The following is a 24518-nucleotide window of genomic DNA, read 5'->3' as shown; positions in this document are numbered from 1 at the left end:
ACAATGATGTTTTAGTTAATATGGTATAATAATAGTAAAATAAAGAATATACAGGAAGGTGATTTATATGATTAATAAGGATGCCTTAGTAAAAAAAATTGAAACATTACCACCTTACTTATTGCAGGAAGTAGCTGATTATATAGATTATATAGAATTTAAAAAAAATAGAAAAAGCAATTTAAAGATAGATGATATAACATTAGCAAGTGAAGAGAATCTAGCAAAAGATTGGCTTAAACCTGAGGAGGATAAAGCATGGGAAGACTTGTAAAGGGTGACGTAGTCGTTGTACCTTTCCCCTTTTCAGATTTATCGCAATCGAAGAAGAGACCGGCCTTAGTATTAGCTGATCTAGAAGGATATGATTTAATTCTTTCCCAAATAACAAGTCAAAATGTATTTGATTCATATTCAATAAAATTGAAGAATAGTGACTTTGAAGAGGGATCATTGATAAAAAATAGTAATATCAGACCTAATAAGATATTTACAGCTGACAGAGATATAGTTTTGTATAAGATTGGGCATTTGAATGAAGAAAAAATAAAAGAGGTAACAGATAGGGTTATTAGAATCTTCGCAGAAGGCTAAAAATGAAGTTATAAGTAAAACTTATTATATAAAAAGATTTTTAGGGCAGTTTGCTCTATATAACAATATGACGTTAAATAATGCCCATGTGGCATCAATTGAGGAAATCAGGGAAAATGAGTTTAACTTGAATATTCCACGTTATGTTGATACTTTTGAAGAAGCTCCAATTGATTTGGAAGAAGTGAATAATCAGTTAGAACAAGATAATAAGGAAATTGCATAACTTGAAGCAAAGATTAATGAACAATTGAAAATTTTAGGTGTAAAATTTAGATTTGCTGGTGTTGGGAACAGTGTGAGTTAGATGCGATTTAAAATTTTATATAAGTAGGATACTTTTATCCTACTTATGGTATAATATAAACATATTATAGTGTTAAGGAGGGGTTTTAATGCTGGTAAATACTAAAAAAATAGTTTCAATGTCAGAGGCTAACCAGAATTTTTCTAAAGTAGCCAGGATGGTTGATGAGGACAAATCGGTAATTATTATGAAAAATAACAAGCCCAAGTATGTAGTTTTGGACTTTGAAGAATTTACTAAAGAAGATGTATCTGAAGAACAGACCCTTGATAGGATTGCAGATAAAATTCTTGAAGAAAATATAGAAGCTTTTAAAGAACTGGCTGATAGATGAAATATATATAATAAGATAAAATCTAGAGCTAATGCATTTACTTTCCCACACTTGCTTGGGAACAGCGTAAGGTTGGGGAACTGCTAATGGAACGCAATGAGCAAGCACCTATGAACGATGAATATCCACTTATGGCTTTCATTGCGAATGAGGGTGTTGCACCAAAAGGAGAACGATACGACCGAAGCTCATTGGTATCTGATGCAGAAAACAAGCTGTATAAGCGGACAGAATTTGGCGACTTTATTTACAGTTCAAATAATCTCGAAACCGGATCAATCGGTTTGAATAAGTATGGAAAAGCCTCTATTTCACCTGTTTACAGCATTTTTCAACCAACAGGGATAGCAGATTCTGATTTCTTGGGACGCCGTTTGGTTCGCAAAGATTTTATTAATGCAATGGTCAAATGGCGCCAGGGTGTCATCTACGGTCAATGGCGTATTCATGAATCAGATTTTATTAAAATAGAGATTCCAGTACCGTCCATAACCGAACAGAGAAAAATTGGAGCTTTCCTTGATAATCTCGACAACCTTATCGCCCTTCATCAGCGTGAGTCATTTCTGATAATGATTCCTGGTTAACTTAACCCTGACAATGAACGCATAACCAAATCTACATCTTTATTTTCAAGTTCCTGAATAATATGTAAATAGGTTTTTTGGGTTGTTGTCATGCTAGCATGCCCTAATCTTCTTGCCACACTTGCAATTGATACACCAGCAAATAACAAAAGGGAGGCATGGGTGTGGCGTAATGCATGAATTGAGATTACTGGAACTTTTGCATTCTTACAGTGTCTTGTTAATATATCATTAACAGTTGAATTATATACTTTGTTTTCTGTAAATATAGGTTTATCTTCCGGCAATCCCTTTAGTAACTCAGAAAACTGAATTACTGTTTGCCAGTCTATTTCTACTTTGCGTACAGAGGATTGATTTTTTGTTGGAAGGAAGCCGCCATTTCCTTTATAATTCCATGTTTTACTGATTGAAAGAATCTGATGTGAAAAATCGAAATCCTTAGGTGTAAGTGCTAATGCTTCCGAAAAGCGCATCCCGGTTTTTGCAACTAATAGTATAAACCAATCCCAGCTTACTTCAGACTTTAAATCAAGATTGCTTAATAGAGTATGCAGCTCAAACTGATTCAGGTACTTTGTTTTTTTATCTCTTGGAGTTTTTCCTTTGATTATTGCTTTTCGCGTAGGATCCCTGTCAATTAAACCTTCATCCACTGCATCCAAAATAGCAGCTTTTAATTGATGATGGAAATCCATCGTTGTTTGACGTTCATGCCAGGCAGCATAGTCATTGAGTAATTGTTGGTAGGTTATACGATTCAAATCGCAAATTATAAGGTTTGGAATAAGTTTTTCAAGCCACTTTTTAGTCATAAGATATTTATCCATAGTCACTTTTCTTATAGCACCATCTTTGTAGACTGTAATCCATTTCCCATAATATTGACAAAATAAATCAGTTCCTTTTACTTTTTCTAACATTATTAAATTTCCTCCTTTTGATTTATCGAAAATTGCCTCACGCTGATCATTTAAATGATATGCTGCTTGTTTAATTCTTCCGAAATAATTAATGTGTGCAAATCAATAATTGAAAAAATGCACCTATTTTCTTATTATAACCATATGTTGGAATTTAGTAGTTAGTATTTTTACCTCAGCATTATTCTTAACAGGTATCTTATACCAAGGGTGGGGCTCTGTGCCTAGCGCTTACCATACTAAGTGGAGCAAGTAAAAGAAGAAAAGTGAAAAATCACCGCTTTTTGAAGAAAATATATGTTTAGATTATTATTTATATTTTGTCATGTTAAGTTGTTTTAAATAGTGGCTTTTAATAGTATCAATGTAAGCGATAAATTACCTGGTGTGGTGTAGGTAAAAAATAAGTGACCATTTGAAATACATCTCAAATGGTCGTAATCTATCACTTGTCATTTTTACAGGAAGACTGAACCCATGGATCCCAGGGCAGGTATTCTTCCAAGAATTCAGGATGTGCTTCAAATTGGACACCAGGCAGATTTTTAAACAGGAATTCAAGATAGCTGTATGGCTCCAATCCATTAGCTTTAGCCGTTTCAATCATGCTGTAGACTGCTGCACTTGCTTCAGCACCTCGTGGACTTCCACTAAAGAGCCAATTTTTTCTTCCTAAAGTGAAAGGCCTTATACTGTTTTCAGACAGATTGTTTGAAATAGCACAGTTGCCATCTAGAAGATAATTCATAAATCCTTCTTTATTATTTACAGCATAATCTACAGCTTTTCCAAGCTTTGATTTGGGAAGGCAGCTGTTTTTTACGGAATCAAGCCACCCCCAAAAGGCCTCAAGAATCGGTTTTTCCGTTTCAAGACGCTTTTTCTTTCGTTCATCCGGCATAAGATCTTTCATTGATCTTTCCTCTGCAAAGAGTTTGTTGCAGAAATCAATTCCTGCTGCCGGAAGTGTAGCTTCAGGGCTTTTTATGTCTTTTGGAAGTGCTTCAACAAAATATCTCCTGAGATGTGTCCAGCACAGACATCTTGTTATTCCCGGAACTTTGTTATAACCTTTATAACAGTCCGTATGGAGATATCCTCTAAAGCCTTTTAGAAATTTTTGTGGGCAGTCCCCACTTCTTGAAGGTTTGTAATCAAACAACCTTATTGGTGTCTTACTGCCTGCATATGTACTGTACAGCCACATATAGGATTCTGATGTATTTTTCCTGCCGGGTTCTTTAAGTACCTGTACAGGCGTCTCATCTGCATGTAAATATTTCTCGGCTGTGAGTTTCTTATGCATCAGGTTTGTAAGTGGCATCAGCCAGCTTTTGGATGCAACCATAATCCAGTTGCTCATAGTCGCACGGCTGAGTTTTACTCCCAATGACTTCCATTCCCTTTCCTGACGATATAGAGGAAGAGCATTTACATACTTCTCATACATGATGTGGGCAACCGTAGATGGTGAGGCCATGGAATGCTGTACTACCGGATATGGCATTGGTGATTTTTCTATATAAGGAAGTCCTTCTTTGCGGCATTTCCTGCATTCATAAGTTTCACGGTAGTAGTCTATAACACGTACCTTTGCCGGAATGAATTCTATTTCTGTACGGATAAATTCTTTTCCTATGCTTTTCAAAGGTGTCCCGCATTTTTCACAGAAACGTTCATCCTCTTCAAGGCCACAGATTACTGTATGATGTGGAATATCTTTAAGCAGTTCTGCTCTTTGACCATCAAATTTTTTACGCCTGTAGTTTGATACCTCCTGTAAATTCGGTTCCGGTGCCGAAGGGTTTCTATAAACTTCTGCCTCATTGAAAAGATTTATCTGTCCTGCAATTACAGAAGTCTTCTCACTGCTCCTGCCAAATAATTTATGTGTCAGAAATTCAACTGTCTCATGGAGAGTTTTATTCTCCTTCTCCAGCTGTGCTATGCGATTTTTAAGTTCTATAACTTCATTTTTGGTATACATAATTGAGACAGTTCCTTCACTCGTTTTTTATATCTGTTATTATACCATAAATTTCTATAAAACCGCATGATTTCAGATTTCTCTGACACTAGAGGGCAGTTTGTATATCTACTTTCTTTACAGCCTTTGGCTGATTCAGGGACAGGCCTTCCATAAGCCATCTGAATTCCCGGGGTGTTATACATTTTACTGCTTCTGCATCTTTAGGCCACTTAAAACATCCATTTTCCAACCTCTTGTATAGAAGCACAAATCCATCACCTTCCCAATATAGTGCTTTCAATCTGTCTCTCTTCCGTCCGCAGAAGAGAAACAGACTGTTCTGAAATGGATTCAGTTCAAAATTCTTCTGTACGATGGCAGCCAGTCCGTCAATTGATTTCCTCATATCTGTATGTCCGGTTGCAATATATATTTTCTCTGCCTTTGAAATATCACCCAGCATTTTGCAGCACCTTCATAACATTTTCAATTAAACTGCCTGAGGCACCGTTGTGAATTTCAAGAACTGCACGACCAAAACGGATAATAATATCAGCCTGATATGTTTCTGGAGAAACATAGGCTGCATCTGTGGAAATGACACCTGATAATTTGGAAGTATTTATGGGAACTATCTGTTCCTTTGGATTTTTGGAAGGGAGAGCTTCACAAGCAGCAGTACGTATTTTTCTCAACCAATAATAATATCTGTTGATCCTAATGTCATTTTCCGAGCACCATGATTTCACAGTCTGGCCACTGCTGCGGCATTCACGTATAATTTTAATCCACTCATTCATTCTATATTTTTGAGTTGCTTCTTGTACATCCATATAAAACCTTCCTTTTTAAAGTTTTTAAAGCTAACTTGAAAAACTTTAAAACTTATTTTAGAAGATTATCTCACATTTTTTGAACACTTTCCATCCACTTTCTTGTTTGACGCTTACGTATCAATATGTGGGCAGTGAAGCAATTTTATTTGTAAAAAACTATTTCAATGTATAAAATTAAGCGATAATATTGTATAGTAAAGTTAATTTACAATTATGGGAAAGGGAAATATTATGATAAAATATAACTTTGATGAAATCATTGATAGAAGAAAAACAGATTCTATAAAATGGTCTGAAAAATTTCTTAAAGAAAAATTTGGAGATGAAAAAATTATTCCAATGTGGATTGCAGACATGGATTTTAAAGTAGCTGAGCCAATTGTCGAAATGATAACAGATAGGGCGCGGCATGGTATTTTTGGGTATGGTCATAAGAGTGATGAATTTATGGAGGCTGCAGTTAATTGGCAGAAAAAGAGGAATGGATGGAATATTGAAAAGGAATGGATGCTTTTTACGCCGGGAATAATACCGGCACTCAATTTTATTGTAGAAACATTTTGCTGTCCAGGTGATAAAGTGATAATTCAAAATCCTGTCTATCATCCATTTGCCAATGTTATCACTAATAATGGCTGTCATATTGTCAATAATCCGTTGGTGCTCAATGATGGAAAATACGAAATGAATTTTTCGGGATTGGAAACAATTGCTCAGTATAGTAAAACTAAGCTAATGTTTTTATGCAGTCCACATAATCCAGTTGGGCGTGTATGGACAAGTGAAGAGCTGAAGCAATTAGGGGAGATTTGTTTAAAGAATGATATATTGGTAGTTTCAGATGAAATTCATTCGGATTTAATATACCTTCCCAATCGTCACATTCCATTTGGTAAGGTTTCTGAGGAATTTGAGATGAACTCAATTGTATGTACATCGCCTTCAAAGACATTCAATCTTGCAGGGTTACAGGTTTCTAACATTATAGTACCAAATGAAAAGTTAAGGAAAAAATTAAATCGTAAACTATCGTCAATCAATATCGCTCCAGGAACTTTTGCATCTGTTGCTCAAATAGCAGCATACAATAAAGGCGAGGAATGGCTTGAACAACTCATTATATATCTTCAAAATAATCTAGATTTTATTGATGAATTTCTAAAAGAACGAATTCCAAGAGTAAAGATGATTAGGCCGGAGGGAACTTATTTGGCATGGCTTGATTTTAGTGATTTTAACTTGACGGATATAGAGCTTCAGCAATTGATGCGGAAGAAAGCTAAAGTTGCAATGGATGATGGTTATATATTCGGCGCTGGAGGAGAACATTTCCAAAGAATCAACTTTGCATGTCCCAGAACCATATTAAAGAAAGCTTTAGAGAATATTGAAAAAAGCCTGGAAGATATCAACTAAAAGCAGTGCAGATTGTATTTGCGCAAGAAAGAAGAGCATGTCCACTTTGGCGACTCCCTGAATCACGGTATTTTACACTTCATTTAAGTTTGGAAAATGTGGTTGATAATTAATGCGTTTTTATTTGTGAAGGATGGTTATTATGTTATTTAGTGAAGCAGAATTAAAGAAAATGATTAAGCATGGACTTAAGAAAATTACTTTAGAGGAAGAAATAAAGTTTAATATTCTAAATTTTATTCATTGTATACATTTGAATAGACAGGATTTTTATAAAGCAAGTTTTGATTCGAAACTATTTGGAAATATAGAGATGACATTTAAGAAAGAAGCAAATTGTCTAATTGGACATTGTAGGACTATTGTTAAGAAACAAAATAGAGTAATTGACTATTTATTTACGGAAAATGGATATGAACATTTAAAAGAGGTCATAAAAGGCTAACCATATATTTTATGATTTATAGTATGGAATGATTAAGGAGATGTAAAAAATGGGAAAAGTTAAAATGGAAGATGTATTACAAGCAATAGAATTAGCTGATGATGGGGGAAACTGTTATTATAATAAGATTACAGGTAAAATTATTTATATAGATGACGAGACAAGAAGAATGGCTGAGAATTATGATGAAGATGATGTAGAGAGGCTGTTAGAATGGCAGCTGGATGATGTTAAAGCTGCTATTGACGTGGAAGAAAATTGGGATAACTATATCTCATTGCCATCAAAATTTGATATTAATGAGTATGATATTATGGTTCAATTTTGTTATTCCTTAGATAATGATAAAATATCCAATAAACTATTGAATGCATTAAATGGAAAGGGAGCCTTTAGGAGATTCAAGGATGCAGTCATAAGATTTAATGTAGAAAAGGAATGGTACAAGTTTAAGGATGATGAATTTAATAAAATTGCATTAGATTGGTGTAGTGATAATGGATTGGAAATTAGCAGATAAATATATGTATTGTGAGATAGCTTTTTAAACATTTACAGAATTTTTTTTATTATTTTATCTTTTTTAAGAATCTATATGTATAACTTGACTTCTATCAAGACTTGAACAAAATGCAGCGATGATGCTGCAGACAGTGAAAGAGTTTGTCAAATCTAAATCTTGACAATACATAAAATTAGTACTATAATTTAGGAAAAATTAAATTTAAGAACTATGACAGGAATCAAGTAAATATATGATATTTAAAGAGAGTGATGTTTGCTGTAAATTCACAATACTTATATATTGAAAACTCGTCCTTGAGTTATCGGTTGAAATACAAGTAGACTGTATCGGGTGAATCCGTTATTTTATTAAGAAAAAAATTTGGATGGTACCGCGGTATTGTTTCTCGCTCCAAGAGAAACAATACCGCTTTTTTATTTTGATGAAAACCTAATATTGTAAAAGTAATGCCAGGGATAAGTAAATATAGATATACTTTTAAAGAGAGTGTTCATGGTGAAAAAGCACATTTATACTATATTGAAACTCACCCTTAAACTGCAATCTGAAAATTAGTAGGATTCTGCCGGCAGTGACGCCGTTAAAATATTCAAGTTATAAATTTGGGTGGTACCGCGATAGACCTTTCGCCCCATAGAAAGGTCTATTTTTTATGCTTATTTTTAGAAAATAATTTTTACTGGCCAGTGAAATTATATATTAAAAATATTAAATTTTTGTTTACTAAATGGAGGTATTTTAATGGAAGAAGTCAATTATATTTCGGAAAAAATGGATTATGTTCCAATATCCAAATTACACTATAAAATTTTATGGCTCATCGGTCTTGGAATATTTTTAGATGGATTTGATGTATATCTGGCAGGTGGAGTTTTAGGTGTGCTGTTAAAAAGTGGATGGTCAAGCATAAGCTTAAATGCTGCTTTTATTTCTGTAACTTTTTTAGGGCTTTTGATAGGGTCGCTTATCACTGGATTTTTAGGAGACAGTTTTGGACGTAAATTTTCTTATCAGCTGAACCTTTTGATATTTGGTGGAGCATCCCTTGTAGCTGCATTTTCCCCCAATATGATTTTTTTAATAGTCTGCAGGGGAATAATGGGAATTGGACTCGGTGCTGAAATTGTTACAGGATATGCACTGCTTGCAGAATTTGTGCCTTCAAAAACCAGGGGAAAGTGGGTGTCCATGCTTTCGCTTATAACAAATGTTTCTACACCGGCGGCTGCATTTCTGGGATATCTTATAATACCACGGTTTGGCTGGAGATGGATGTTTGTATTTGTAGGTGTATTTTCCGTAATTGTATGGTATATGAGAAAAAGTATGCCTGAATCCCCAAGATGGTATGAATCCAAAGGAATGGAAGAAAATGCACAGCATGTTGTAAATATATTTTACCATGAAGCAGAAAAGGAAGCTGATAATTCCATATCACAACCTAGTGTCATAAGGAAGGAACATGATAAAGAATCGGGGAAGTTTAGTGATTTATTCAGTAAAAATATGATCTCGAGAACTATTGTAGGTTGTGTAGTACTGATTGCCATAAACACTTTAATATATACTTTTGTAAGCTGGGCACCTACATTTTTCCTGAGAAAAGGCATAAATGTTTCCAAATCATTGGGATATACAACCATAATGATGATAGGTGCACCTCTTGGAGCGTTAATTGGGAGTTTTATTGTAGATAAATTAGGGCGTAAATGGTGCCTTACTATATTTATGCTTGCAGCAGGAGCACTTGGATATGCATATGCTTCACAAAATACTATGGGTGTAATATTGACTATGGGTTTTTTCCTCACTGTAATTATATATATACTTCTTACACTTGGCCTTGCCATTTATGTTCCGGAATTGTTTCCCACAGACATAAGACTTAGAGGCTCAGGATTTTGTAATGCAGTAGGAAGGCTGGCAACTATATTCAGTCCTTATGGAGTAGCATGGATACTTAAAAACTATGATACCAGAACTGTTTTTATAGTACTTGGATGCATACTTGTAGTAGTGGCATTTATTATTGCTGTGTTAGGAGTTGAAACAAAACAAAAATCCCTGGATGAAATTTAAGTGCCTAAGTTTTGAAAGTATGGATTTTAATAATTCATTTTGTCCGGTTAGTATGTGTTAGAATAATAATATAGAAATATATGTTAACTCTCAGAAAAGTCCTGGAGTTCTTTATAACCAAGGGAGTTTTAATCTGTCAGGTGAATAATGATATAATTTATTTACCTGACAGATCAAAAAAGGAGGACATTGCATGCTTATAAAATTGCTGGATTTAGAACTGTAGAGACGGAGCGTAATTTTGAATGCGGCATTGAGAGAGTTTGTGCTAAAGGGCTATGAAAATGCTTCGATTTAACTAAATTGTCTCTTTAATATGTGTAAATATTATCTATTGATTTAAAATTTTTGAATAGTATCCACAAAATCATAGTGAATATCACGGTAAATAATGGAAAAAGAATTAGTTCAGCCGGTGAAACTGAAACACCGCTAATTGCCATGGAAATAGCCATCACATCAATAGCTAACAGTAATGTTATGCCCTTAATGATAATGATTGGGGCAAGCAAGTAACCTAAACTTTTCTTTCGCAATAGCAAAACACCACTTACTACAGTCACTGGAAGGACAATTCCTAAGTCCATTGCTTGAATAACGAAAGTAGTATAATGCTCCAAACCATTCACAGTATTATTACCAATGGTGGGAACGATTCTGCCTAACCACATCAAACTTATAATAATGCCGATAACGATGATGAAAATTCCAACAGGCTTACTGGGCATGGCGGCTGAAAAGCATTTCTCCAAATTCTGCAGTTCCTGTGAAGTAATATTGATTATAAATGCAAAAAACGACAGTGACATCAGTAACACATAAATCAGAAAGAAATTGTTGTATATTGCTAAAAACGAATAGCTCATATAGGTGTATAGAAAATAACCTAATGTTCCTACCAACAACAATTTTCCTTTGAGGGACCTCTTGTTCAGAATCAACGAAACCAGCAGTAGGGGAATGGCAAAGACTAGTGTAACAACGTCTTGAGCTCTTACTTGTGCTGCCATAGATACTGATTCATTATGATATAATCCTTTCCCATAAAGCCTGACGGTTTCATTATGAATAGTCTGAATTGTTTGATTTTCATTGATAGCATTATTTGAAAAAAAACCATATGCAGAAGCAATTGATGCTAAGATGATAATGAAAATCACCAATAAGTTGCTTGTTTTATTCATCTTCATTACAGCCCTCCTTGATGTATGACATCAATATAGTAACTAGTTACCATTTACATTATAGCAACTAGTTACTATAATGTAAATGGATATAATGGATAAGTTTTTGTTAATGAAAGGGAAAACGTTATGCAGATTGATGATATGATTAAAAATTATAGCGGTGAGCGGGAAAAAGAAACACGTGGTATCTTTGCGAGTATATTTATTTTGCAAAATCGTCTGCAGACAATTTTTGATAAAGCCGATCCATTTCTCACATTGAAACAATTTATGCTGCTTGTGATGATAAAACATACAACTGGTAAAACCACCTTTACTCACTTGGGGAAATTGTCAGGTTCCTCCAGACAAAATATAAAGAAATTGGCTGCATCACTGGAGAAGAAAGGTTTTATAACCATTCGGAAAAATCCTGTTAATAAGCGAAATACCTCAATTCAGCTAACGGAAAAAGGTGATAGCTATTTTGAGGAAGTTTTTTATTTTCACAATGAAAAACTCAATAGTTTGTTTTATGAGTATTCTGATGAAGAAATCCATTTGTTTTACACTATGATTACCAGGTTGTATGCAGGTGTTGATAGTCAAGAGTAAAAGTATAAATAAAGCATTCCCATTGGATAAAAATATTCTTCAATATCATAAAAGTATTATTTGCCGATGTTAATGGCGCTGGAAAAACATCCATATATAAATCTGTTTATTAGGAAATCATCCTAACAAAGAACTTCAAAAAGATTGGAAGGAACATGGAAAGTCAAACTTCACAATTGAGATACTGGAAAGGAGGATATTTACGAATGGATATAATTATAAGACAGGAAACTGAAAAAGACTGCAGACTTTCCGAAAAAGTGGTGGAAAAAGCATTTAAAAATGAAGAGCACAGTGATCATAGAGAGCAGTTTTTGGTAGCTAAATTGAGAAAAAGCGATGTATTTATACCGGAGCTTTCTCTTATTGCCGAAATTAACAAAAAAATTGTAGGTCATAGCCTGATGACAAAGCTAATTATTAAAGATGGTGAAAAGGAATACGAATCGTTGGCACTGGCTCCTGTTTCGGTTTTGCCTGAATATCAGAACAAAGGTATTGGAACAGGCTTGATTGAGGAAAGTCTGAAGCTTGCAGAAGAAATGGGCTTCAAATCTGTAATTGTTCTTGGACATGACAGGTATTATCCTCGATTTGGATTTAAACCTGCAAGCACATGGGAAATTAAAGCACCGTTTGATGTACCGGATGAATCGTTTATGGCATTGGAGCTTGAGAAGGGAAGTCTTGATAACATTAAGGGAACTGTGGTTTATTGTAAAGAATTTTTTGAGTAAGGTAACCTGTGTCACCGCAATAAAAAATTCCGCGATGTACTTTTCGCTCTGCAAAATTCTGATGAAATAATTATACACATGAATCTTATATATAAGTCAACATTAGAGATAAAAATCGAAATTTATGAGGAGGAAAGTCCCGTTATGAATATAAAAAAATTACTGACAATGGCAGTGAAGTAGGCATTGTCGGCGATTTTTCCGTCTACACAAGCAAGCCGCTGAAAGATTTTATATATGAAAGTAATAGGGGAAGAGATATTTTCTTTGTATCTTTGAGGATGCTGTTGATGGATTGAAAAAATTCTAAAGTGAAACTAGCTTGGTATGTTGATATTTAGCTAGTTTTTATATGATGATGGTATAATAAGGACGGGTCAAGGAGACTTTTATGCAGTTATAAGTTATATTGGAGTTGATAATTGCCATACAGCAAAAGGAAGAGTTAGAATTAGAACTGTGAAATGCAGACTTAGAGGAGGATATATTATGAAGATTTCAAAGAGAGATGCGCTGAAATGGTTTGAATTTTTTTCAACACTGCCTGAGGAAGAAGAAATTATGACAAAGCAGCAGGAAATAGTTTACTCTGCCTTTGCACAAATTGAGGCAGTCATTGATCATAGAAATGACATATTGATGTCGAAAATTAAAGGTTTGAAAACTTTTAAGAACAGAACTTTTTTTGTGGGAAATGAAAGTAAATTTCCCCAGGGGTGCCATTCCTGTCTGTTTGGTACTGGTCTGAATGCAATCAGGAAAACCAACAAGTGCAATATGGAGTGCAAGTTCTGTTATGATTATGGAGAGCTGGAAAATATTCCTCCAGTCGGCGAAGGTATGTGGGAAATTGGAGGCACAAGATTTTATGACAAGGATATTGATTTGCTTCTTTCCATTCAGAAGAAACCCACTGGCATTTGCTATGTCTATTTAGAGCCGTTTATGGAAATAGAAAAGTACTATCCGGTAATAAGGAAATTTAGTGATGCTCAAGTTCATCAACATTTGTATACAAATGGCATTTTAGCTACAGAGGAAACATTGAAAGCATTAGGTGAAGCCGGCCTTGACGAGATACGTTTCAACCTGGGTGCTTCTGAGTGTTCGGACAAGGTGATTGAAAATATCGGAACAGCAAAAAAATATATTAAAAGTGTAGGTATTGAAACTCCAATGACTCCTGAGTTTTTCCAAATTTTTTTCATGAAAAAGCAGGCCATCTTGGAGACAAAACTTGATTTTATCAATTGTGCAGAATTACACTTGAATGAGAATAACATAAACAATTATTATGGAGAAGACATGTATATTTCCAGGCAGGGTTACATATCTCCAATCTGGAGCAGGGAACTGACTTTGAAATTCATGAAAACAGCCGATGAAGAAAAGTGGGATTTAGTGGTTCATGATTGCTCGAACTATACAAAATTTGCCAGAGACTTGAACCTGAGCAGCAAGGAGGGCAAATGGTTCGGAGCCAGCAATTATGCCTGTGAGTTTTCCAGGATTCCATATGAAGCATTTTTACCCATACTGGGTGATGACAATTTCAAGTTTTTAAGTGAAGAAGAATTGTCTGAGGGCTATAAACCGGGTGAGATGATTTTTTAGAGGGTTCAAAGCAGAAGTGGCAGAACTTTGTTCTGGTATGAAAGCAACTGGCAGCCGCTTTGTAAGAAGCGTTATGACATAAAAGACCGAGGATCAACATCATAAATATAAATATCAACAAGGAGCGTTAAGAAGACAATTGTTAAAAGTAAAAATATACCTTGGAATGAATATATAGAAGATGAAATAGTAGCAGGATTAGGTTCGTGGAAAGATAATAATCTTTAAATCATTTGAAAGGAATGGTCTTCTATGAAAAACATTTTAATTACGGGGGCAGCAAATGGCATCGGTTATTATCTGGCCAGGCAGCTTTTATCAGAAGGTTATAATGTAACTGTTCTGGATTTAAAAACCGACAATCTCAGCAGTTTGTGTGAAGAATATGATTCTCTTTTTTCGCTGACCTGTGATGTTCGCGACTTGAAGCAAATGGAGATTTGCGTAAGTAAAAGCGTCAAAAAATACGGGAGCATTGATTGTGCTGTACATAATGCCTGACTGTGTACATTTGAAAGTATGGAGCAGACCAGTGAGGAAACGTATCATCATGTAATGGAAGTGAACTATTACGGAGCGCTTCATCTATCCAAGGCTTTTGCCTTATATGAAGAGTCAAAGGAACAGCAAAGTCATATTTACAAGTTCCTGCGTTAGTGTGATGGGATTTGTCAATATCAGTCCCTATTCTTCAAGTAAAGATGCGATTGAAGCACTTGCCAAGTGTCTTAATATTGAGTACCAAAATTACGGCATCAGTTTTCATATTTTTCACCCGCCTCTTACCAGGACAAAATCAGCAGAACCTCTGCCTGTTCCCAAAGAATTTATGGTCGATCCGGAAAAGGTCGGTACCGGTCTTGCAAAGCACATACAAAATAAATCTTTTATTATCTGCCATAGCTTGGGGCAAAAGATACAGATATTGATCTGCTATCTGTTTCCTTTAAAAATGGGAAAAATCATGAGTAAGATGACTGCCAGGTATATGACAGGGAAAGATAAGAGATAAATTATGAGCATGTGACATAGTGAATTGAAAATGGATGCTTTCTGGATAAACAGTGGATGTTACAAGTGAAAATAAAGTTCCTTCTTTGAATATTTAACAATTCCCATCTTAATTATAACATATAAATAATTGTAAATGCAGACTGTTTGTTCCCAACTGCCAGTGTTATAATGCAATAGCACGTTAATGTGATTTGTTGGAGGGATTATTGTGGAACCCAAGGGAGGTAAACATATGAGTTCTTATGTGCTTGGCTTTAAGGACATTGACAAAACAAAGCTCATGGCTGTGGGAGGTAAAGGCGCAAATCTGGGGGAACTTTCCAGGATTGAAGGAATACACATACCAGATGGCTTCTGTGTTTTTACTGAAGCCTTTAAAAGAATTATCGAGGAAACGCCGTCCATTGATGAATTACTGGATGAGTTATCACTTCTGAAAGCGGGAGACCGAGATAAAATCAGTAAACTCAGTGGTGAAATCCAAAAGATCATCGAAGACACAGCCATCCCTGAAGATATTAGTGAAGAGATCACCCGCTTTCTCGCAAGGCTCGGAGAAGAAAATGCCTATGCAGTACGATCCAGTGCAACTGCAGAGGATTTACCAACGGCCTCCTTTGCAGGTCAGCAGGACACGTATCTGAACATTGTCGGAAAGGAGGCCGTTCTAAAGCATATAAGCAAGTGCTGGGCATCGCTGTTTACCGAGAGGGCAGTAGCTTACCGCCTTCGAAATGGTTTTGACCAGCGTAAAGTCTACCTGTCTGTAGTTGTTCAGAAGATGATCTTCCCTCAGGCGGCAGGGATTTTGTTTACTGCCGATCCCGTCGCTTCCAATAGGAAGGTATTGTCCATTGATGCCGGCTTCGGACTTGGTGAGGCACTTGTTTCCGGCCTGGTAAATGCAGATAACTATAAGGTGCGTGAGGGTAGAATTATTTATAAGAAGATATCCATCAAGAAACTGGCTGTTTATGCCTTAAAAGACGGCGGTACGAAAGAGAAGAAGATTGAGCCTGAAAAGCAGAAGAAGCAAGTGCTGTCGGAGAAGCAGATTTTGCAGCTTGAGCATCTGGGAAGGAAGATCGAAGAACATTTCGGCTGTCCCCAGGATATGGAATGGTGTCTGGCAGATGATACGTTTTACATTGTGCAGAGCCGGCCAATCACTACTTTGTACCCCATACCTGAAGCAGATGATCAGAAAAATCATGTTTATGTATCCGTGGGTCACCAGCAAATGATGACCGATCCCATGAAACCGTTGGGATTGTCTTTTTTCCTGATGACCACCAGAGCACCCATGCATAAAGCTGGCGGAAGGCTGTTTGTTGATGTTACACAGATGCTTGCTTCCTCTGACAGCAGGAAAATCTTGTTGGATACCATGGGACAGCACGATCCGCTTATGAAAGATGCGCTCATGACTGTAATAGAACGAGGAGATTTTATAAAATTCGTACCAGATGATAAAAAAGAACAGAGTTCAGATAAAGGCAATAAAATTGTGTCATCTGCAGGTTTCCGGGTACAGATCAAAAGCGATCCGTTAGTTGTTTCTAATTTGATTAAAAGTAGTGAAACATCCATAGAAGAGCTGAAACAAAATATGCGGAGGTCATCAGGATCGGATTTGTTTGATTTTATTCTGGAAGATATTCAGGAGTTAAGGAGGGTTTTATTTGACACGCAAAGTTCCCGTGTGTTTATGGCTGCTATGGATGCTTCATTATGGATCAATGAAAAAATGGAGAAGTGGTTAGGTGAAAAAAACACAGCAGACATCCTTTCTCAGTCTGTGCCAAACAATATTACCTCGGAAATGGGGCTGGCGCTGCTGGATGTAGCAGATGTTATCCGTCCTTATCCGCAGATAATTGATTATTTACAACATGTAAAAGATGATAATTTTTTGGATGACCTGGTTAAGTTTAATGGCGGACAGGAAACCCGGGAGGCTGTCTGTGCTTATCTCAATAAATACGGAATGCGGTGTGCCGGAGAAATCGATATTACCAAACCTCGCTGGAGCGAAAAACCCTCTGCACTTGTTCCCATGATTCTCAGTAACATCAAAAATTTCCAGCCTGAAGCTGGTAGGCGGAAATTTGAGGAGGGACGGCAGGAAGCTTTGAAAAAAGAACAGGAGTTATTGGATAAATTGAGGCAATTAGCGGATGGTGAACAAAAAGCCAGAGAAACAAAAGGAATGATAGATCTGATCCGGAATTTCAGCGGGTTTAGGGAATATCCAAAGTACGGCATGGTTAATCGCTACTTCATTTATAAGCAGGCTTTGCTGAAAGAAGCCGTTAAGCTCGTCCAAGCGGACGTTATTAATGAAAAAGAAGATATATACTATCTCACCTTCGAAGAACTTCGGGAAGTGGTATGCACAAATAAACTGGATTACCAGATCATAGAAAGGCGAAAAGAGGAGTACAAATCATATGAAAAACTAACTCCGCCGCGGGTTATCACCTCTGATGGCGAAATTATTGCAGGTGAATACAAGCAAGAGAATCTCCCGGAAGGAGCTATTGCAGGTCTGCCTGTTTCTTCCGGAGTTGTAGAGGGACGGGCACGTGTCATTTTAAATATGGAAGATGCTGATCTGGAAGAGGGGGATATACTGGTAACCTACTTTACTGACCCCAGCTGGACACCATTGTTTGTATCCATAAAAGGCCTGGTCACCGAAGTTGGCGGACTTATGACCCATGGAGCAGTTATCGCACGTGAATATGGTTTGCCGGCAGTTGTGGGAGTAGAAAATGTCACCAGACTGATAAATGACGGACAGAGAATCCGGGTTAATGGAACAGAAGGCTATGTAGAAATCCTGTAACGGGGAAGATGTTAATTATAGAAACATAGAGAATGTAAAAAACTATTATGCACCAATTTCATCACCATTTGGAGCTCCTATGTTTATGGGAAAAAGATTAGTCAAGCTGGCACAATTATTTAGAGTTCAAGAAAAAAAGAAGATTACAAGTTGGATTATGGAACAATTAAGCCGAGGACAGTTGTAGATAATTTGATTAAAGCATTTGAAGGAACTGATTTTCAGATATATATTGCAGCGGAACAAATAAATCCATGTGAGAAAAATAATATCTATATTGATAAAAGATTTGATTTTAGTAAACTCATACCGGAAACTGTAGCCTATATAAATCGTGGAAGTCAGAATAGCATTATGACAGGCTTGATGTATGGGGTCCCTCAGAAACAATTAAGAGTACAATTGATGATTTTAACAGAACATCTATTTATATAAATAATTCTAAAAAAGCAGGAGAACATCTACTAAGTCTTGGAGGGGTAACCAGAGTAGTGCAAGTTATGGGAAATTTGTTATAATAAACGGTACTCCTACTTTATATACTAATTGAAACCATTGAACTGGGGTTATAGACAGGCTTATGACCGTCAAATGTGAATAAAAATTAAATGATTGGATCAGATAATTTAATTTTTCTGATTATAAGGTATAATTATGATAAATAATTATTAAGGGTGTGAAATAAATGAATGCTGGGGAAATAGTCAGGAGAACAATAAAAGAGGAAGCACATGTAATGAATCCGACAATTTATTATTTTTCCGCTACGGGCAATTCGTTGTCAATAGCCCGACAAATCGCAAAGGGACTTGAGAACTGTACAATTAAGTCCATGGCTGTAGGGGCGACGGATGAACCTGTTGGCGGTCCTGATAATCCGATTGGTTTCGTCTTTCCCGTTTTTTATATAGGATTACCGAGACTTGTAAAACGCTTTGCACAAAACCTCAATATCATTAGAGGAACTTACTGCTTTGCATTTATAAATTTCGGTGGGAATGGAGCGGACACTTTGGGAATGCTGGACGATATTTTGAAAGAAAAGGGTGTTTGTCTGTCCTATGCAGCTGGAGTAAAAATGCCTGGAAATTATATCGTGAAGTATCAAGCCTTTGCCAAAGGTGTTGTACAAAAGCTTATAGAAAATGCAATGAAAAAGGCAGATGAAGCTGCAGAGGCAGTTGCGGGCGGAAAGGTTTGGCCGATTAAAAGAAAGGCTAGGCTTCTTAGTAAGATAGCCAGTTGCAGTTATTTATACAAAGGGATCTCCGAATGGGACAAAAAATTTGAGGTGAGCGGAAAGTGCAGCGGCTGCGGTCTGTGTGCCAGAGTATGCCCTGTAAATAATATAAAAATAGAAGACCGGAATCCGATTTGGCAGCATCGCTGTGAGCGGTGTCTTGCCTGTATTCAGTGGTGCCCACATGAAGCAATAGAATATGGAAGGAAAACAATCGGGCGCAGAAGATATCACAATCCCAATATTAAAGTTGAGGATATTATAAGAGGATTGACCTGTGAAGATATTTAGTCGCAGGACTGATCACATGGTTTATAATAGATAATTATTAAGTATAAAAATGCATCTAGGTTAAAACTTGGATGCTTTTTATCTTTCGATAAATTTTCCTTTACAAATATTAAGTTGTTGATTACAAACATTGCATTTAGTTTTACAAAGTAGCTTCTCGTATTGCTATTGAGGGTTGTAAATCGGGTTACAATAAAATAACAATAAATATGCAATCTAATTCGATAATAATATATTGTAAAACAATAAAATATATGTTAAAATCAAATAAACAATAAATAAGTGAGGTGCTTTTTATGAAACCAGGATCAACAATTTTTTTAAAGATAGTGGTTTTTCTTGTTGGAATTATAGTACTTGCATTATGCATTTTTTGCCTGCCTGCAATAGCTAACGGAGCAGCAGAACATTATCCAAAGTTGCATTATTGGCCTGTTTTAATAGGTGCCTATCTTTCAGCAATACCGTTTTTTGCTGCATTGTACCAAGCCTTGAGACTTTTAGGCTATATTGACAGAAACAAAGCCTTCTCGGAATTATCTGTAACAGCTTTGAAGAATATAAAACACTGTGCTATTACAATCAGCATTATATATGCAGTACTAATACCATTTTTAGTTCCTATAGCGAATGCGGACGATGCCCCGGGTATTGTAGCACTGGGATTGGTCATTGCTTTTGCTTCATTTGTGATCGCAGTCTTTGCTGCTGTTCTCCAAAAGCTTTTAAAAGATGCGGTAGATATAAAATCAGACAATGATCTAACGATTTGAGGTGAATAACATGGCAATTATAATCAACATTGATGTTATGTTGGCCAAAAGGAAAATGAGTGTCACAGAACTTTCGAAAAAAGTTGGAATAACCATGGCAAACATCTCTATATTAAAAAATGGAAAGGCAAAAGCAATTCGACTATTAACTTTAGATGCAATCTGCAGGGCTTTGGAATGTCAGCCTGGAGATATTTTGGAATACAGAAATGATTCGCGATAATTTGGCTGAATTTGTTTGAGGAGGCAATGTATGAAAATTAAATTGATTCAACCTGCAATGCTGCCAAGACCTATGGATACGAAGTTGAAAACAAGAATGAGCCCTTCATTGGCATTACTCACAATAGCAAATCTTACGCCGAAGGAGCATGAAGTTATTATTGAGAATGAAAATGTTGAAAAGATAGATTTTGACGAGCCTGTGGATTTGGCAGCAATAACTGTTACTGTAGATGTTATGAACAGGGCGGTGGAAATATCGAAGGAGTTTCAAAATCGTGGAGTAACAGTAATTGCAGGAGGTATACATATTACAGCAGATCCAGAGAGAGCTGCTGATAGTTTTGATGCAATATGCGTGGGAATGGCTGAGAGAGTATGGATAAAAATTCTCAGGGACAAAGAAAATAATTTACTTAAGAAGATATACTGTGACATGGAAAATATTGCCGGAAAAGAAATAGTGTCGCCAAACTATCATATTATTGATGATAAAAAGTATTTATATACTAATATAATTAGTACAAGCAGAGGATGTCCTTTTGAATGCGATTTCTGCTATAATAGTTGCAAAAATGTACTTAGGACTTATATCAATAGGCCCATAGATGATGTGATTGAAGATATAAATGTATTAAAAACGAGACATATAATGTTTATTGATGATAATTTTATTGGGAATCCCAAATGGACAAAAAAATTATTAAAGGAAATAAAACCTCTTAAGCTGAAGTGGAATGCAGCGGTTACTTCCAATATAGTGGACATGCCTGAACTGTTGGATGAAATGAAGGCGTCTGGCTGCCAAAGTCTGTTTATAGGTTTTGAAAGTATAAACAGCAGGTCAATAGACAGTGTCCACAAGGTACAAAACAGTGTAAACAGATATGAGAAACTTGTAGATGAAATTCACAAAAGAGGAATAATGATAAATGCAAGTTTTGTTTTCGGACTAGATGAAGATGATATCTCCGTATTTAAAGATACATTGAAATGGATAATTAAAAATAAGATAGAAACGGTGACTTCGCATATCCTCACCCCGTATCCCGGCACAAAGTTATACTCAGCATTGATAGAAGAAGATAGAATTGTAGATTATAATTTGTCAAATTATAATACTGCACATGTTGTATATAAACCCAAAAATATGACAGCAGAAGAATTATATAATGGCTATCTATGGATATATAGAGAAGTATACACGTTTAAAAATATAATGAAGAGACTGCCAAAATCTAAAAATCAATGGATTCCATTTTTAGCATTTAATTTATTTTATAGGAAGTTTGGAAAGCTGACTGAATTATTGTGCAGACTAGTTTCTTTTGAAAATGTAGGAAGGCTTTTTAGATGGCTGGCTTATTGTATAAAATAAGTGAAGTTTGGGATCACCTATTTTTATGCTGTGTTTTATCTTTCTCATATGCTATAATAGTTGTGAAAATGTGGTTAAGAGTAATTAAATATAAGATTATTTGAAATTTAGTTAATATTGACTGTTGGGGAACTGGAGATTTGCAAATTACAATAAAAAGATACTAAAGATTTTAAAAAGGCTAAGAAATGTATTCATAGGGCTTGTGAAGAAAATTAACAGCGTTAATTATTTTTAGTATTTGGGAGGGTAAATTGATGGTTCAGTTTAACAACAATATTTCAGTTATTGGGACAGGGTATGTAGGTTTGGTCAGCGGTGCATGTCTTTCAGAATTTGGCATGAATGTCATATGCATGGATAATGATTTGGATAAGATAGAAAAGTTGAAAAATGGAGAAATGCCTATATATGAACCTGGGCTTTATGATATAGTAAAGAAAAATATGAATCAAGGCAGATTGAATTTCACAAATGATTTGAAATATGCCGTTGAAAATTCGACAGTTATATTTATTGCAGTTGGTACCCCTCCACTGGAAGACGGCTCGGCAGATCTGCAGTATGTACTTGATGCAGCTTGCGAAGTGGCGAAATATATGAATGGATATAAAATCATTGTGGATAAGAGCACGGTTCCTGTAGGAACGGGACAAAAGGTAAAAGCAAAGGTAAGGGATGTGTTTAATGCGAGAAATGTAAATTATGACTTTGATATAGTATCCAATCCAGAATTTTTAAGAGAAGGAGCTGCCGTAAAAGACTTTACACATCCGGATAGGGTTGTTGTGGGGGTTGAAAGCAAAAAAGCCGAGGAAATAATGAAGCAAATTTATAAAGTACTGTATATTATAAGTGTGCCATTTGTTATAACTAATCTGGAAACTGCAGAGTTGATAAAGTATGCTTCCAATGCTTTTCTTGCGACTAAAATTTCTTTTATAAACGAAATGGCAAATATATGCGAGGAAATTGGAGCTGATGTTCACAAACTGGCCAAAGCTATGGGACAAGATGGGAGAATTGGCTCCAAGTTTTTACATCCTGGTCCAGGATATGGGGGAAGCTGTTTTCCAAAAGACACTAAAGCATTAGTACATATAGCAAAAGAAGCTGGTGTGAGGTCTGAAATTATAGAAACTGTTATAAAAGTAAATGATGCACAAAAAGAAAGAATGATCAGCAAGATAAAGAATAGATTCAACAATGATTTACATGGTAGAAAAATTGCGCTTTGGGGATTGTCATTCAAGCCTGAAACGGATGATTTAAGAGAATCACCGGCTCTTTACATAGGCAAAAGGTTGATTGAAGAGGGGGCGGAAGTTAATGTATATGATCCAATAGCTATGGATAACTGTCAGAAATTTTATTCTGAAATTCAATTTAATTACTGCAAGAATGAGTATGAAGCCTGTAAGAATGCGGAAGCAGTTGTTTTAGCCACCGAATGGAATCAATTTAGAAGCATGAATTTAAATGAAATTAAAAGTAATATGAAAGGTGCTCTGTTTCTAGATTTTAGGAATGTATATGAACCACAGGAAATGAAAAAGATTGGCTTTGATTACGAAGGAGTTGGCAGAAAATGAACAGCATATTGGTTACAGGTGGTTCGGGATTTATAGGTTCTAATTTGTGTGATAGGTTGTTGAATTTAGGATACAAATTGATAAATATAGATAATTTTAATGATTACTATGCTTCTGAAATAAAGGAAAAAAACATTGAGATGGCATTGAAAAATGATAACTATACACTATATAGAGGTGACATACTTGATAGGGATTTGGTAAATAGAATATTTGCTGAAAATGATATAGAACTGGTCATACACCTAGCTGCCATGGCGGGTGTACGGAACTCCCTGAAAGATCCCCTTGAATATGTTGATATAGATATTAAAGGCACTGTAAATTTACTTCAGGTATGCGCTGAAAGAGGAGTAAAAAAATTTATTGAAGCCTCTTCTTCATCTGTATACGGGGTTAATTCAAAACTTCCATTTTCAGAAAACGACAGTGTAGATCTTCAAATTTCACCTTATGCTGCTGCAAAAAGAGCTGCAGAATTGTTTTGTTCAACCTATACAAGATTATATGGAATGAGTACGGCCTGCTTGAGATTCTTTACTGTTTACGGGCCAAGGCAGAGACCGGAAATGGCAATACACGTGTTCACAAAGAATATAGATGAAGGTAAACCGATAAATATGTTTGGTGATGGTTCAAGTAAAAGGGATTACACATATATAGACGATATAGTGGATGGAATAGCTTCTTTGATAGACAAAAATTTTGAGTTTGAAATATTTAATTTTGGAAGCAGTAAAATCATCTCTCTTTATGATTTAATAAAGATCATAGAGGATGTTGTAGGCAAAAAGGCTATTATCAATAGAATGGATATGCAAAAAGGTGACGTGCCCATTACTTATGCGGATATAAGCAGGGCAAAGAAATTCATTGGGTATAATCCCAGAGTTAATATAAGACAGGGCATTGAAAAATTTTATGATTGGTATTGCGGCGGAGTAAAAAACGAATAGTTTTTACAACCATCCGTTTTTTTGAAAATATAACATTGAAAATTTACTGTTTACCG

The 24518-nt window shown here is 35.7% G+C and carries 27 protein-coding genes, 1 pseudogene and 2 other annotated features; of the genes and pseudogenes, 23 read left to right on the top strand and 5 right to left on the bottom strand.

Going from position 1 to position 24518, the window contains the following annotated elements; translation table 11 throughout:
- The first annotated feature begins 67 nt into the window (after nucleotides 1-67).
- The 5 genes from LN736_RS01490 to LN736_RS01470 all read left to right on the top strand — a co-directional run bounded on the left by LN736_RS01490 (nucleotide 68) and on the right by LN736_RS01470 (nucleotide 1822).
- Nucleotides 68-274, top strand: a complete 207-nt coding sequence (locus LN736_RS01490; protein ID WP_229980564.1) for a DUF2281 domain-containing protein — start codon at nucleotides 68-70, stop codon at nucleotides 272-274.
- Nucleotides 259-594: a type II toxin-antitoxin system PemK/MazF family toxin gene (locus tag LN736_RS01485; RefSeq protein WP_179977986.1), complete on the top strand. Its 336-nt coding sequence runs from the start codon at nucleotides 259-261 to the stop codon at nucleotides 592-594. The genes LN736_RS01490 and LN736_RS01485 overlap by 16 nt, the downstream gene beginning before the upstream one ends.
- The gene (locus LN736_RS01480; protein WP_326839060.1) at nucleotides 563-820 is read left to right on the top strand and encodes an N-6 DNA methylase; all 258 of its coding nucleotides are present in this window, start codon (nucleotides 563-565) and stop codon (nucleotides 818-820) included. Before LN736_RS01485 ends, LN736_RS01480 begins: the two co-directional genes overlap by 32 nt.
- A gap of 169 nt (nucleotides 821-989) precedes the next feature.
- Nucleotides 990-1235, top strand: a complete 246-nt coding sequence (locus tag LN736_RS01475) for a type II toxin-antitoxin system prevent-host-death family antitoxin (RefSeq protein WP_229980561.1) — start codon at nucleotides 990-992, stop codon at nucleotides 1233-1235.
- 86 nt (nucleotides 1236-1321) lie between these two features.
- Nucleotides 1322-1822 (top strand): restriction endonuclease subunit S, encoded by a 501-nt coding sequence (locus LN736_RS01470; protein WP_229980560.1) that lies wholly within the window; start codon nucleotides 1322-1324, stop codon nucleotides 1820-1822.
- On the opposite strand, the gene LN736_RS01465 is transcribed toward LN736_RS01470, so the two are convergent.
- From LN736_RS01465 to tnpA, 4 genes are all read right to left on the bottom strand, one after another.
- Nucleotides 1819-2745 (bottom strand): site-specific integrase, encoded by a 927-nt coding sequence (locus tag LN736_RS01465; protein ID WP_229980559.1) that lies wholly within the window; start codon nucleotides 2743-2745, stop codon nucleotides 1819-1821. The genes LN736_RS01470 and LN736_RS01465 overlap by 4 nt on opposite strands.
- Before the next feature lie 445 nt (nucleotides 2746-3190).
- Complete coding sequence (gene tnpC, locus LN736_RS01460) at nucleotides 3191-4732, bottom strand: IS66 family transposase (RefSeq protein ID WP_229980558.1); 1542 nt, start codon at nucleotides 4730-4732, stop codon at nucleotides 3191-3193.
- Between the two features lie 88 nt (nucleotides 4733-4820).
- A complete protein-coding gene (gene tnpB, locus LN736_RS01455; RefSeq protein WP_229980557.1) occupies nucleotides 4821-5177 on the bottom strand; it encodes an IS66 family insertion sequence element accessory protein TnpB in 357 nt (118 codons plus the stop codon).
- Nucleotides 5167-5547 carry an IS66 family insertion sequence element accessory protein TnpA gene (gene tnpA / locus LN736_RS01450; protein ID WP_106011221.1) on the bottom strand — a complete coding sequence of 127 codons (381 nt, stop codon included), beginning with the start codon at nucleotides 5545-5547 and terminating at the stop codon, nucleotides 5167-5169. Before tnpA ends, tnpB begins: the two co-directional genes overlap by 11 nt.
- 237 nt (nucleotides 5548-5784) lie before the next feature.
- Here tnpA and LN736_RS01445 point away from each other — a divergent pair, with 237 nt between their 5' ends.
- The 4 genes from LN736_RS01445 (at nucleotide 5785) to LN736_RS01430 (ending at nucleotide 10016) form a co-directional block, all read left to right on the top strand.
- Nucleotides 5785-6966, top strand: coding sequence for a MalY/PatB family protein (locus tag LN736_RS01445; protein ID WP_229980755.1), 1182 nt, complete (start codon nucleotides 5785-5787; stop codon nucleotides 6964-6966).
- Between the two features lie 142 nt (nucleotides 6967-7108).
- The gene (locus LN736_RS01440; protein ID WP_229980556.1) at nucleotides 7109-7411 is read left to right on the top strand and encodes a hypothetical protein; all 303 of its coding nucleotides are present in this window, start codon (nucleotides 7109-7111) and stop codon (nucleotides 7409-7411) included.
- A 49-nt stretch (nucleotides 7412-7460) separates the two neighbouring features.
- Complete coding sequence (locus tag LN736_RS01435; protein WP_229980555.1) at nucleotides 7461-7931, top strand: UPF0158 family protein; 471 nt, start codon at nucleotides 7461-7463, stop codon at nucleotides 7929-7931.
- Between the two features lie 204 nt (nucleotides 7932-8135).
- Nucleotides 8136-8333 (top strand) — a binding site (T-box leader).
- A gap of 41 nt (nucleotides 8334-8374) precedes the next feature.
- Nucleotides 8375-8574 (top strand) — a binding site (T-box leader).
- A 104-nt stretch (nucleotides 8575-8678) separates the two neighbouring features.
- Complete coding sequence (locus tag LN736_RS01430; protein ID WP_229980554.1) at nucleotides 8679-10016, top strand: MFS transporter; 1338 nt, start codon at nucleotides 8679-8681, stop codon at nucleotides 10014-10016.
- Between the two features lie 311 nt (nucleotides 10017-10327).
- On the opposite strand, the gene LN736_RS01425 is transcribed toward LN736_RS01430, so the two are convergent.
- Nucleotides 10328-11206, bottom strand: coding sequence for a hypothetical protein (locus LN736_RS01425; protein ID WP_229980553.1), 879 nt, complete (start codon nucleotides 11204-11206; stop codon nucleotides 10328-10330).
- Between the two features lie 123 nt (nucleotides 11207-11329).
- Here LN736_RS01425 and LN736_RS01420 point away from each other — a divergent pair, with 123 nt between their 5' ends.
- From LN736_RS01420 to LN736_RS01360, 14 genes and pseudogenes are all read left to right on the top strand, one after another.
- Nucleotides 11330-11797 carry a MarR family winged helix-turn-helix transcriptional regulator gene (locus LN736_RS01420; RefSeq protein WP_229980552.1) on the top strand — a complete coding sequence of 156 codons (468 nt, stop codon included), beginning with the start codon at nucleotides 11330-11332 and terminating at the stop codon, nucleotides 11795-11797.
- A 206-nt stretch (nucleotides 11798-12003) separates the two neighbouring features.
- The gene (locus tag LN736_RS01415; RefSeq protein WP_229980550.1) at nucleotides 12004-12534 is read left to right on the top strand and encodes a GNAT family N-acetyltransferase; all 531 of its coding nucleotides are present in this window, start codon (nucleotides 12004-12006) and stop codon (nucleotides 12532-12534) included.
- Between the two features lie 182 nt (nucleotides 12535-12716).
- Nucleotides 12717-12833: pseudogene (locus tag LN736_RS01410) on the top strand (DUF4180 domain-containing protein); the annotation flags it as partial.
- A 190-nt stretch (nucleotides 12834-13023) separates the two neighbouring features.
- Complete coding sequence (locus LN736_RS01405; protein WP_229980548.1) at nucleotides 13024-14148, top strand: radical SAM protein; 1125 nt, start codon at nucleotides 13024-13026, stop codon at nucleotides 14146-14148.
- A gap of 252 nt (nucleotides 14149-14400) precedes the next feature.
- The gene (locus tag LN736_RS18895) at nucleotides 14401-14649 is read left to right on the top strand and encodes an SDR family oxidoreductase (RefSeq protein ID WP_179977979.1); all 249 of its coding nucleotides are present in this window, start codon (nucleotides 14401-14403) and stop codon (nucleotides 14647-14649) included.
- A 106-nt stretch (nucleotides 14650-14755) separates the two neighbouring features.
- Entirely contained in the window at nucleotides 14756-15160 is a 405-nt protein-coding gene (locus LN736_RS18890; protein WP_179977978.1) for an SDR family NAD(P)-dependent oxidoreductase, read from the top strand.
- A gap of 234 nt (nucleotides 15161-15394) precedes the next feature.
- Entirely contained in the window at nucleotides 15395-18010 is a 2616-nt protein-coding gene (ppsA, locus tag LN736_RS01395; RefSeq protein ID WP_229980753.1) for a phosphoenolpyruvate synthase, read from the top strand.
- A 150-nt stretch (nucleotides 18011-18160) separates the two neighbouring features.
- The gene (locus tag LN736_RS01390; RefSeq protein WP_179977976.1) at nucleotides 18161-18445 is read left to right on the top strand and encodes a hypothetical protein; all 285 of its coding nucleotides are present in this window, start codon (nucleotides 18161-18163) and stop codon (nucleotides 18443-18445) included.
- A 250-nt stretch (nucleotides 18446-18695) separates the two neighbouring features.
- Entirely contained in the window at nucleotides 18696-19541 is an 846-nt protein-coding gene (locus tag LN736_RS01385) for an EFR1 family ferrodoxin (RefSeq protein WP_229980546.1), read from the top strand.
- Between the two features lie 296 nt (nucleotides 19542-19837).
- On the top strand, nucleotides 19838-20314 hold the full coding sequence (locus LN736_RS01380; RefSeq protein ID WP_150356398.1) for a DUF2975 domain-containing protein: 477 nt from the start codon (nucleotides 19838-19840) through the stop codon (nucleotides 20312-20314).
- A gap of 10 nt (nucleotides 20315-20324) precedes the next feature.
- The gene (locus LN736_RS01375) at nucleotides 20325-20537 is read left to right on the top strand and encodes a helix-turn-helix domain-containing protein (protein WP_150356399.1); all 213 of its coding nucleotides are present in this window, start codon (nucleotides 20325-20327) and stop codon (nucleotides 20535-20537) included.
- Between the two features lie 30 nt (nucleotides 20538-20567).
- Nucleotides 20568-21914 (top strand): B12-binding domain-containing radical SAM protein, encoded by a 1347-nt coding sequence (locus LN736_RS01370; RefSeq protein ID WP_150356400.1) that lies wholly within the window; start codon nucleotides 20568-20570, stop codon nucleotides 21912-21914.
- 257 nt (nucleotides 21915-22171) lie between these two features.
- Nucleotides 22172-23506, top strand: a complete 1335-nt coding sequence (locus LN736_RS01365) for a UDP-glucose dehydrogenase family protein (protein ID WP_150356401.1) — start codon at nucleotides 22172-22174, stop codon at nucleotides 23504-23506.
- Nucleotides 23503-24462, top strand: a complete 960-nt coding sequence (locus tag LN736_RS01360; protein ID WP_150356402.1) for an SDR family NAD(P)-dependent oxidoreductase — start codon at nucleotides 23503-23505, stop codon at nucleotides 24460-24462. Before LN736_RS01365 ends, LN736_RS01360 begins: the two co-directional genes overlap by 4 nt.
- Nucleotides 24463-24518 lie beyond the last annotated feature (56 nt).

The sequence above is a fragment of the Clostridium aromativorans genome, from assembly GCF_020908015.1.
In the GTDB taxonomy this organism is placed as follows: domain Bacteria; phylum Bacillota; class Clostridia; order Clostridiales; family Clostridiaceae; genus Clostridium_B; species Clostridium_B aromativorans.
This window is presented reverse-complemented; position numbering and strand designations above follow the sequence as displayed.

Excerpts from the sequence above, each read along its gene's own strand:
- LN736_RS01490 (WP_229980564.1), top strand. The coding sequence starts at position 68 with ATGATTAATAAGGATGCCTTAGTAAAAAAAATTGAAACATTACCACCT.
- LN736_RS01485 (WP_179977986.1), top strand. The coding sequence starts at position 259 with ATGGGAAGACTTGTAAAGGGTGACGTAGTCGTTGTACCTTTCCCCTTT.
- LN736_RS01475 (WP_229980561.1), top strand. The coding sequence starts at position 990 with ATGCTGGTAAATACTAAAAAAATAGTTTCAATGTCAGAGGCTAACCAG.
- LN736_RS01470 (WP_229980560.1), top strand. The coding sequence starts at position 1,322 with ATGGAACGCAATGAGCAAGCACCTATGAACGATGAATATCCACTTATG.
- LN736_RS01465 (WP_229980559.1), bottom strand. The coding sequence starts at position 2,745 with ATGTTAGAAAAAGTAAAAGGAACTGATTTATTTTGTCAATATTATGGG.
- tnpC (WP_229980558.1), bottom strand. The coding sequence starts at position 4,732 with ATGTATACCAAAAATGAAGTTATAGAACTTAAAAATCGCATAGCACAG.
- tnpB (WP_229980557.1), bottom strand. The coding sequence starts at position 5,177 with ATGCTGGGTGATATTTCAAAGGCAGAGAAAATATATATTGCAACCGGA.
- tnpA (WP_106011221.1), bottom strand. The coding sequence starts at position 5,547 with ATGGATGTACAAGAAGCAACTCAAAAATATAGAATGAATGAGTGGATT.
- LN736_RS01440 (WP_229980556.1), top strand. The coding sequence starts at position 7,109 with ATGTTATTTAGTGAAGCAGAATTAAAGAAAATGATTAAGCATGGACTT.
- LN736_RS01435 (WP_229980555.1), top strand. The coding sequence starts at position 7,461 with ATGGGAAAAGTTAAAATGGAAGATGTATTACAAGCAATAGAATTAGCT.
- LN736_RS01430 (WP_229980554.1), top strand. The coding sequence starts at position 8,679 with ATGGAAGAAGTCAATTATATTTCGGAAAAAATGGATTATGTTCCAATA.
- LN736_RS01425 (WP_229980553.1), bottom strand. The coding sequence starts at position 11,206 with ATGAAGATGAATAAAACAAGCAACTTATTGGTGATTTTCATTATCATC.
- LN736_RS01420 (WP_229980552.1), top strand. The coding sequence starts at position 11,330 with ATGCAGATTGATGATATGATTAAAAATTATAGCGGTGAGCGGGAAAAA.
- LN736_RS01415 (WP_229980550.1), top strand. The coding sequence starts at position 12,004 with ATGGATATAATTATAAGACAGGAAACTGAAAAAGACTGCAGACTTTCC.
- LN736_RS01405 (WP_229980548.1), top strand. The coding sequence starts at position 13,024 with ATGAAGATTTCAAAGAGAGATGCGCTGAAATGGTTTGAATTTTTTTCA.
- LN736_RS18895 (WP_179977979.1), top strand. The coding sequence starts at position 14,401 with ATGAAAAACATTTTAATTACGGGGGCAGCAAATGGCATCGGTTATTAT.
- LN736_RS18890 (WP_179977978.1), top strand. The coding sequence starts at position 14,756 with ATGAAGAGTCAAAGGAACAGCAAAGTCATATTTACAAGTTCCTGCGTT.
- ppsA (WP_229980753.1), top strand. The coding sequence starts at position 15,395 with ATGAGTTCTTATGTGCTTGGCTTTAAGGACATTGACAAAACAAAGCTC.
- LN736_RS01385 (WP_229980546.1), top strand. The coding sequence starts at position 18,696 with ATGAATGCTGGGGAAATAGTCAGGAGAACAATAAAAGAGGAAGCACAT.
- LN736_RS01380 (WP_150356398.1), top strand. The coding sequence starts at position 19,838 with ATGAAACCAGGATCAACAATTTTTTTAAAGATAGTGGTTTTTCTTGTT.
- LN736_RS01375 (WP_150356399.1), top strand. The coding sequence starts at position 20,325 with ATGGCAATTATAATCAACATTGATGTTATGTTGGCCAAAAGGAAAATG.
- LN736_RS01370 (WP_150356400.1), top strand. The coding sequence starts at position 20,568 with ATGAAAATTAAATTGATTCAACCTGCAATGCTGCCAAGACCTATGGAT.
- LN736_RS01365 (WP_150356401.1), top strand. The coding sequence starts at position 22,172 with ATGGTTCAGTTTAACAACAATATTTCAGTTATTGGGACAGGGTATGTA.
- LN736_RS01360 (WP_150356402.1), top strand. The coding sequence starts at position 23,503 with ATGAACAGCATATTGGTTACAGGTGGTTCGGGATTTATAGGTTCTAAT.